The organism is Oerskovia flava (assembly GCF_026163685.1).
Lineage (GTDB): Bacteria > Actinomycetota > Actinomycetes > Actinomycetales > Cellulomonadaceae > Oerskovia_A > Oerskovia_A flava.
This window is the reverse complement of the sequence record NZ_JAOXSR010000012.1, coordinates 87082-93775: the sequence shown is the minus strand read 5'-3', so window position 1 is coordinate 93775 and position 6694 is coordinate 87082. Positions and strand designations below refer to the sequence as shown.

At 72.8% G+C, this 6694-nt stretch carries 8 protein-coding genes; 4 read left to right on the top strand and 4 right to left on the bottom strand.

Going from position 1 to position 6694, the window contains the following annotated elements; translation table 11 throughout:
- Positions 1–130: 130 nt before the first annotated feature.
- Entirely contained in the window at positions 131–1645 is a 1515-nt protein-coding gene (gtfA, locus tag OHL10_RS17310) for a sucrose phosphorylase (protein ID WP_265523494.1), read from the bottom strand.
- 65 nt (positions 1646–1710) lie between these two features.
- Complete coding sequence (locus OHL10_RS17305) at positions 1711–2586, bottom strand: nitroreductase family protein (RefSeq protein WP_265523493.1); 876 nt, start codon at positions 2584–2586, stop codon at positions 1711–1713.
- Positions 2587–2778: 192 nt separating this feature from the next.
- Between OHL10_RS17305 and OHL10_RS17300 the strand changes: the two genes are divergently transcribed.
- Both OHL10_RS17300 and OHL10_RS17295 read left to right on the top strand, forming a co-directional pair.
- Positions 2779–3072 carry a hypothetical protein gene (locus OHL10_RS17300; protein ID WP_265523492.1) on the top strand — a complete coding sequence of 98 codons (294 nt, stop codon included), beginning with the start codon at positions 2779–2781 and terminating at the stop codon, positions 3070–3072.
- A 1-nt stretch (position 3073) separates the two neighbouring features.
- Positions 3074–3382 (top strand): type II toxin-antitoxin system PemK/MazF family toxin, encoded by a 309-nt coding sequence (locus tag OHL10_RS17295; RefSeq protein ID WP_265523491.1) that lies wholly within the window; start codon positions 3074–3076, stop codon positions 3380–3382.
- Here OHL10_RS17295 and OHL10_RS17290 read toward each other — a convergent pair.
- Entirely contained in the window at positions 3379–3966 is a 588-nt protein-coding gene (locus OHL10_RS17290) for a hypothetical protein (RefSeq protein WP_265523490.1), read from the bottom strand. The genes OHL10_RS17295 and OHL10_RS17290 overlap by 4 nt on opposite strands.
- Positions 3967–4103: 137 nt before the next feature.
- Here OHL10_RS17290 and OHL10_RS17285 point away from each other — a divergent pair, with 137 nt between their 5' ends.
- Complete coding sequence (locus OHL10_RS17285; RefSeq protein ID WP_265523489.1) at positions 4104–4598, top strand: DUF3995 domain-containing protein; 495 nt, start codon at positions 4104–4106, stop codon at positions 4596–4598.
- A gap of 42 nt (positions 4599–4640) precedes the next feature.
- Positions 4641–5456 carry an MBL fold metallo-hydrolase gene (locus OHL10_RS17280; protein WP_265523488.1) on the top strand — a complete coding sequence of 272 codons (816 nt, stop codon included), beginning with the start codon at positions 4641–4643 and terminating at the stop codon, positions 5454–5456.
- Here the strand turns inward: OHL10_RS17280 and OHL10_RS17275 are convergent.
- Positions 5449–6678 (bottom strand): MFS transporter, encoded by a 1230-nt coding sequence (locus OHL10_RS17275; protein WP_265523487.1) that lies wholly within the window; start codon positions 6676–6678, stop codon positions 5449–5451. The genes OHL10_RS17280 and OHL10_RS17275 overlap by 8 nt on opposite strands.
- Positions 6679–6694: the final 16 nt, after the last annotated feature.

Genomic DNA, 6694 nt, shown 5'->3' with positions numbered 1-6694 from the left:
GCCGACGCCGACGCACGCCTCACCCGCGCCCGCACCCAGACCCCGGGCCTCATCGTCCCCTAGCACCCCGCCGAACAGGCGGTTTCCCGGCACCCACACGACATCGTGCCGAGAAACCGCCTGTTCGACGTCAGAGGGCGCCCAAGGGGACATAGAGCAGGTCGTCCGTGCGGGCTCTTGTGCCGTCCGGGGTGCGCCACTCGACGGACGCCTCGCCCGTGGCGAGGTCGACGAGCAGGATGGCGACGGCGTCGGGCACCGCGACGCCCCGGCGCACCATGCGCAGCACGGGACCGTCGAGGCCGACCTCCACGTCGCCGTCGAACGCCGGGAGCGTGTTGCGGAACCGGCACAGGCCGAGCAGGGCCCGCACGACGGGCCGCTCGAGGGCTTCGTCGATCTCGGACGGCGTGAAGTGGTGCCGGTTGATGTCGCGGCCGACGCCGGTGCGGGCCAACAGGTCGAGGTCGTTGCCGCCCGCGAGCGCGCCCACGTAGTAGACCTGCGGGATCCCCGGCGTGAAGAGCTGGATGGCGCGCGCCGCGAGGTAGCGCGTGTCGTCACCGCCGAGGGCGTCGTAGAACGTCGAGTTCACCTGGTAGAGGTCGAGGTTCGACGCCGCCGCCCCCGTCGCGCGCGCGGACGCGCCGCCCGTGCGCTCGTGGATCCCCTCGACGAGGGCGTCGATCTGCGCGGCGTCCAGCAGGCCCGGGCGGGGTGGCTGTCCGGGCTCGACGGTCTGGTCGGGCCCGACGTCGATCACCCCGATCCCGTCGTGCGTGTCGAGGACCGTGACGGCGTTGCGCGGCCGGATCCGCATCCACCCGGCCAGCACCGACCCGTCGCCGGTGTACAGGGCGTGCAGGACGAGCGGCGGCAGCGCGAAGTCGTAGACGAGGTCGACCGCACGCCCGATCTCGATCTGCCGCCGGTAGTACGAGTGCACCTCGACCAGCACGTCGACCCCGCGGGCGCGAGCCTGCTCCGTGAAACCCTCGATGAACGCGAACGTCTCCGGCGTCATAAAGCTCGTCGTGCCGGGAGTCTTGACGGCGTACCCCACGGCGTCCAGGCGGACCAGGCGCACACCGGCGGCGGACACCGCGTCGAGGATCGACGTCAGGTACGCGCGACCGGGCGCCGAGCGCACGTCGATGTCGACCTGCTGCGGCGTGAACGTCGTCCACACGTAGCGCAGCCGGTCGCCGAGACGCACCGGCGTGAACGGCAGGCCGGGACGCGGGCGGTAGATGCGCGTCAGCTCCTCCTCCGTGGCGCCGCCGGGGAACACCGAGGACAGGGTGAGGAACATCGGGTACGACGGCGAGGCCTTGCCCCGCGCACGGACGTCGCCGAACGCGGCGGAGTCGGCCGAGACGTGGTTGACGATGAGGTCGACGACCGTGTCGTGGGTCCGCGCGAGGTCCCGCACGTCGTCCCACGTGCCGAGGCGCGGGTCGACGGCGGTGTGGTCCACGGGGTCGAAGCCTGCGTCCGCGCCGTCGTACGGCGTGAAGAACGGCAGGACGTGCACCCCACCGAACGCGCCGACGAGCTTGTCGCGCAGCACGGCGGCGAGGCCCGGTAGGTCCCCGCCCAGCCGGTCGGCGTAGGTAATGAGCTGGACCTCGTTGCGCACGGGCATCGTCGCCCTCCGTCCGGTCGGTCTGCTGCCATGCTCGCACGACGGCGGCCCGTCGGCAGGTCGCGTCACGCGCCCGTCAGGACGTCTCCGACGCTCCGTCGCGGCGTGGAGTCGCCCAGCCTGCTGTGCCCGAGGCCGAGGACGACCTGCGGGAACCCCACGAGCCCGGCGAGGGTGCGCAGCTCGTGCCGTGTCACCGGGTCCTCGAGGGCGGCCGTCGCGAACGACGCCCGCACCGCGTACACCGTCGCGGTCAGCAGGAGGCGTTCGAGTGCCTGCCCGGCGACCAGCCAGTCGCGGGGCGAGTCGCCGGGGGTGGTGAGGATCGCGACGGTCGTGCGTGGCTCGAACGCCGCCACACCACGCCGCGGCCTCGCCGCGTCGGTCCAGCGACCCTCCTCGGCGCGCGCCACCTTGTCGCGCGCGATCTCCGCCTCGGTCTCGCGCAGCAGCGCGAGCACGGACCGGCGCTGCGGGCCGTCGGTCGGCAGGACCCGCACGAGGGCGTGCTCGTCGAAGACCGTCTGCGTGAGCTCGTCGAGCACGTCGACGGCGAGCGGCTCGTCGTCGAGGGGCACGCGGGCGGTGCGCCGACGCGGGACGGCGACCGCGAGCTCCAGCTCGTCCGCCGTGGGCCGCAGGCCGGGATACAGGTCGATCACGGCGAGGAGCGCCGGGTCGGCGGCGTCGGGCAGGAGCTCGACCCGGGGGTCGAACGACTCCCGCCGGGCGGCGATCCGCAGATTCAGCAGGAACGCGCCGCAGCTGACGTGCAGCTCACGCGCGGCCGGGTCGAGGTGCGGGAGCCCCCGCGAGGAGTCCGCGCGCACCTGGATGCTGTCACCGGTGGCGACGGCCCTCCACGGCTGCGTGTTGAGGATGCTGGGTGCCTGCGTGGCCGCGTCGAGGATGCGCGCGACCTTGGCGTCGATGGTGGTCATGAGCGTGCTCCGTCCCGTGCCGTTGCTCCAGCGTGGGCGCTCAGGGCCGCGCGCCGCGACGGCTGTGCGGCCCTGACCTGCGGGACCTTCGGCCCGACTCTCGCCGGTAGGCGGAAACCGCACCACTCTCTGCAGCAGAATGTGATGCACTGAGCGCAGCAAAACCTGCCACATCTGGCGTAGCATGGAGGCGTGCAGACCATCACCCGTAAGTCCGTCCCTCTCGAAGAGAGCGAGCTTGACGTCGTGGCCGCCGTCCGGTCTGGCGACAGCCCCGAGCGTGCTGCGCTGGAGGCGCTCGTCGGCCGGCTGCCACAGAACGTCTCGGAGTCGCAGGTGCTCGCTGATCTTGTGGCCCTCGGCGCGGCTCGCGTACGCGAGCAGGCGGTCCACGCCGGGTACGCCGCGTACGCGGCGGCGTTGGACGACGAGGACCGCCAGTTCGCTGCAGCGCAGCGCACTCGTCGCGCACGGCTGACCGACTGACGTGGCCTACCTCCGCGGGAACGTCTACTTCGCCGACCTCGGAGCAGGGGAGAAGCCCTGGCTCGTCGTGTCGAACAACGGCCGCAACAGCGCACTGGGCTCGGCGCTGGTGGTGCGCATCACCACGACGGTCAAGCCGTCGTTGGCGTCGATCGTCGAGCTGGAGCACGGCGAACCCGTGGTGGGCAGGGTGCTCTGCGACGACATCACGGTGATCTACGACGACGACCAGGCGCGGCACGCCGGCGGGCTCTCCTTGGCCGCGATGACGAAGGTCGCTGCTGCGTTGAAGGTCGCCCTCGCGCTCTAGGACCTCGCGTCGTCCTGAGGGTGCGGGCGGGTCGGGGGTGCCGCTGCCGTGCGCAGCTCGATGAGGCTCAGGTACTCGAGCCACCCGGGCGCCGCGCCGGGCAGGCCGATGCCCGCGGCGACGAGGACGTTCGCGGCCTCGGCCGCGCGCCACAGCTCCAGGTCGCGCACCACGGTGCCGGCCGCAGCGATCTCGGCCGCCTCCGCCTCGCCGAACGCGGCCCGCGCGTCCTCCAGGGAGGCGAGGACCTTCCCCGCGGACCAGTTGACGAACTGGAGCCGCGCGCCGGCCGTGACGACCTCGACGCCGAAGGCCAGGCCGGAGCGGTACCGCGACGCCGACCGGATGCTGGGCAACGGGATCGCCAGCTGGCCCCGGAGCCGGTTGACCGCGTGCGCCTGGAACAGCAGCCGCAGCGACGTGACGTGCAGACGCCCACCGATGGCCTCGCGTCCTGCCATACCCACCAACCCCATGAGGTGGCCGGCGGCGAACTCCGACATCCCGTAGTCGGAAGGTCGGACGACGGCGTTCGCCTTGCTCGAGCGGACGATGCGCTCGTTCGGCAGGAGGTTTAGCGTCATCAGGGTGTCCAGTGATCCGTTCTCGGTCGGCGTGAGCGTGACCAGTGAACCACCGTCGACACCGGAGACCGGCTGTCGTAGGGTCGCGTCGCACGCGAGCGTCGCTCGGGAGGGACGAGATGCGTCGACAGGCGGACGTGAGCCGCACGCTGGTCTGGGTCGCCGCGGCGCTCGGCGGCATCCACGCGGGCTTCAGCCTGTACTGGGCACTCGGTGGGTCGTGGCTCCTGGCCACGGTGGGCCGGTGGGCGGTGGAGATGACCGAGGACTCCCCGCAGCTCGCCGCCGCGGCCCTGGGAGCCATCGCCCTGGTCAAGGCCGTCGCGGCGGCGGTGCCCGTCCTGGTCGCGTACGACCGCCTCCCTCCACGCCGCCTCTGGCGTGCCGGGAGCTGGGTGGGCGGCACGCTGCTGGTGGCCTACGGGGGCGTGAAGGTCGTCGTCGGGGGCGCGGTGCTCGCCGGCGTCGTCCCGACCGACGACGGCTACGACGAGGTGGCGATGACCGGCCACACGTTCCTGTGGGACCCGCTGTTCGTCCTGTGGGGTGCGTTCCTCCTGGCGTCCCTGTGGACCTCTCGCCGGAGCACAGGGGCCCGGGGCATCGAAGGGTCTAGGGTCGTTGGACGGTAGCGCTCGACGGTGCGGGCGCCGCGACGACTCGGGGGGCACGAGATGACCTGGTGGATCTGCCGGACCTGCGGCGTCGAGCATGCCGAACGGCCACCGGTGTGCGCGATCTGCGCGGACGAGCGCCAGTGGGTGCCTGCCGACGGGCAGCTGTGGACGACGCTCGCCGAGCTGGCCGCCGAGGGCGCGACCGTCCGGGTGCACGAGCTCGAGCCGGACCTGTACGCGGTCGACACGGACGCGGCGGCGGGGATCGGGCAACAGGCGAAGGTCGTGCGAACCACCGCGGGCAACCTCCTGTGGGACCCGATCGGTTTCCTGGACGACGACGGGGTGCGCCAGGTGCGTGCCCTCGGCGAGGTCGTGGCGATCGTCGCGAGCCACCCCCACATGTTCGGTGTGCAGGTCGAGTGGAGCAGAGCACTGGGCGGGGTCCCCGTCCTCGTGTCCGCGCCCGACATCGGTTGGGTTGCCCGCCCCGATTCCGTCATCGAGTCGTGGTCGGGCGACACCGAGATCCTTCCCGGTGTCACGCTCACCCAGCCGGGCGGGCACTTCCCGGGCAGCGCGGTCGTGCACTGGGCCGTAGGCGCGGGCGGGCAGGGCGTGCTGCTCAGCGGTGACACGATCTTCGCCAACCCGGACCGCACGTCCGTGAGCTTTATGCGCAGCTATCCGAACCGGATCCCCCTGTCGGGTGCCGTCGCCGAACGGGTCGCCCGGCATGTTGCACGTTTCGACTTCGACCGGTTGTACAACAACTTCGAGGGTGTGATCCCGACCGACGCTCGCGCCGTCGTGCTCAGGTCGGCGCACCGGCACGCCGCGTGGGCGCGCGGGGACCACGACGACCTCACCTGAGGCGCACGGGCCCGGCGCCGGGGTCCGCGGCGTCGACACCTCGCAGCACGGACCCGGCGACGACGGCGCAGACGACGAACACCAGCCCGCCCGCCGCGACCGCCAGGGCGAGGTCGACGCCGCCGAGGAGCCCGCCGGCCGCGGAGCCGACCACGAGGCCGAGCAGGCTGAGGACACGCGTCGCGCCGTTCACCCGTCCCCGCAGCAGGTCGGGGACGAGACGTTGGCGGATCGACGTCGCACAGACGCTCCAGACCACCGCGTGCAGGACGTAGACCGCGAGGAGCACGGCGGCGAGCACCGCGTGGGTCGTGAGGGCGAGGCACAGCAGGGACACCGCTCCCGTGAGGAGGCTCGCGACGACGGTCCAGCGGTAGCCGAGCCGGGCCCGCAGGCTAGCGGCGGTCAGCGCTCCGGCGAGACCGCCCAGCGCCGAGACGGCGAGGATCAGCCCGTACCCGAGGCTGCCGACCCCCAGCCGTTCCTGCGCGAAGAGCACGAGGATGGCGAAGGGCAGCATGTACCCGACGCTCGCGAGCGCGCCCACGACCGCCAGACCGCCCACGACCCGGTCACGCCGCAACCAGCGCGCACCCTCGACGGCCTCGCCGAGCATCGAGCGACGGACGGGAGTCGCGCCGTCCGACCGCACCGGCACCCGTCGTACGGGCAGCGCGAGCGCGACCGCACCCGCGGCGGCCCACAGCCCGCCCATCGCGAACACCGGAACGGCCGCACCCACGGCGAAGAGGAACCCGCCGAGGGGTGGGCCGAGGAACTCGTCGGCGACGAGCTGGGTCGCCGAGAGCCGACCGTTCGCGCGGTCCAGGTCGCGGTGCTCGACGATCGACGGCAGGAGCGCGAACGCCGCGTCGTCGGCCGCGCTCTCGAGCGTCCCGACGACCGCGAGCACGGCGTACAGCAGCGGGAGCGTGACCTGCTCCGTCTGCACCGAGACGGCGAGCGCGACGACGACCCCCGCCCGCAGGAGGTTGCCCGCGACCATCAGGGTGCGACGGTCGACCCGGTCCACCCAGACACCGACGGGCAGGGCGACGAGAAGCCGCACGAGGGCGTACACCGTGGCGAGCCCGGCGACGAGCCGAGGGTCGTCCGTCAGCGACGCCGCGAGCAGCGGCATCGAGACGAAGGCGAGGCCGTCGGCCAGGTTGGACGATGCGTTCGCGCCCCACAGGGCGCGGAACCCCTGACCGATCGGCACCGCTCGAGCGTACGTG

What these genes read in the sequence shown, in the direction of transcription:
- OHL10_RS17280 (WP_265523488.1), top strand. Translation starts at nt 4,641, where the DNA reads ATGACCTGGTGGATCTGCCGGACCTGCGGCGTCGAGCATGCCGAACGG.
- gtfA (WP_265523494.1), bottom strand. Translation starts at nt 1,645, where the DNA reads ATGCCCGTGCGCAACGAGGTCCAGCTCATTACCTACGCCGACCGGCTG.
- OHL10_RS17305 (WP_265523493.1), bottom strand. Translation starts at nt 2,586, where the DNA reads ATGACCACCATCGACGCCAAGGTCGCGCGCATCCTCGACGCGGCCACG.
- OHL10_RS17290 (WP_265523490.1), bottom strand. Translation starts at nt 3,966, where the DNA reads ATGACGCTAAACCTCCTGCCGAACGAGCGCATCGTCCGCTCGAGCAAG.